The sequence below is a fragment of the Dickeya sp. MK7 genome, from assembly GCF_000406305.1.
In the GTDB taxonomy this organism is placed as follows: domain Bacteria; phylum Pseudomonadota; class Gammaproteobacteria; order Enterobacterales; family Enterobacteriaceae; genus Dickeya; species Dickeya fangzhongdai.
On the sequence record NZ_CM001984.1, the window covers coordinates 4075327 to 4076911 of the forward strand.

Consider the following 1585-nt stretch of genomic DNA (forward strand, 5'->3'; position numbering starts at 1 on the left):
CGTGATGCCCGGCTGCATCTGGCCTTTGAAACGCACCAGCACCGATTCCGGCATGTCCAGCGGCATCACGCCGGTGGCGGCGGCAAACGCCACCAGACCGGAGCCGGCCGGGAAGGAAATCCCGATCGGGAAACGGGTGTGGGAGTCGCCGCCGGTGCCCACCGTATCCGGCAGCAGCATGCGGTTCAGCCAGGAGTGGATCACGCCGTCGCCCGGACGCAGCGACACGCCGCCGCGGTTCATGATGAAATCCGGCAGGGTGTGGTGGGTGTTGACGTCCACCGGCTTCGGATAGGCGGCGGTATGGCAGAAGGACTGCATCACCAGATCGGCGGAGAAGCCCAGACAGGCCAGGTCTTTCAGCTCGTCGCGGGTCATCGGGCCGGTGGTGTCCTGCGAGCCGACCGAGGTCATCCGCGGTTCACAATAAGCGCCGGGGCGAATGCCGGCGACGCCGCAGGCGCGGCCGACCATCTTCTGCGCCAGCGAGAAGCCGCGGCTGCTCGGCGCCACGTCTTTGGCGTGACGGAACACGTCGCTGTGCGGCAGGCCCAGCGACTCGCGCGCTTTGGACGTCAGGCCGCGGCCGATAATCAGCGGAATACGGCCGCCCGCGCGCACTTCATCCAGCAGCACGTCGGTTTTCAGTTCGAAGCTGGCCAGCAATGCGTTGCTGTCGTGGTGACGCACTTCACCCTGGTACGGGTAGATATCAATCACGTCGCCCATGTTCAGTCCGGCGACATCCACCTCGATCGGCAGCGCGCCGGCGTCTTCCATGGTGTTGAAGAAAATCGGCGCGATCTTGCCGCCCAGCACCACGCCGCCGCGCGTTTGTTCGGCACGTTCGGGATATCGTCGCCCATGAACCACAGCACCGAGTTGGTGGCGGATTTACGGGACGAGCCGGTGCCGACCACGTCGCCGACGTAGGCCAGCGGGAACCCTTTCTGGTTCAGCGCCTCGATTTGTTTGATCGGACCGACCACGCCGGGCTGATCCGGCTCGATGCCTTCGCGGGCGTTTTTCAGCATCGCCAGCGCGTGCAGCGGAATGTCCGGACGCGACCAGGCGTCCTGCGCCGGGGACAGGTCATCGGTGTTGGTTTCGCCGGTCACCTTGAACACGGTGACGGTAATCTTGTCCGCCAGTTTCGGGCGGGACAGGAACCACTCGGCGTCGGCCCAGGATGTGACCACCTGCTGCGCGTGGGTATTGCCGGCTTTGGCTTTTTCTTCCACATCGTAGAAATTGTCGAACATCAGCAGGGTGTGAGATAGCGCGTTGGCGGCGACCGGGGCCAGGGCGGGATTATCCAGCGCTTCAATCAGCGGCTGAATGTTGTAGCCGCCTTGCATGGTGCCCAGCAGCTCGGTGGCTTTTTCCGGGGTAATGAGCGGAGAAACGGTCTCGCCTTTGGTGATGGCAGCCAGGAAACCGGCTTTGACGTAGGCCGCTTCATCAACACCCGGCGGCACACGATTGACTAACAGATCGACTAAAAACTCTTCTTCTCCGGCGGGGGGAGTTTTCAACAATTCCACCAGTGCCGCCATTTGCGAAGCCTCTAGCGGTTTGGGTACGG

At 63.5% G+C, this 1585-nt stretch carries 1 pseudogene; it reads right to left on the minus strand.

Annotated elements, in window-relative coordinates:
* A pseudogene (locus DXXMK7_RS23155) lies at positions 1-1585 on the minus strand (bifunctional aconitate hydratase 2/2-methylisocitrate dehydratase); the annotation flags it as partial.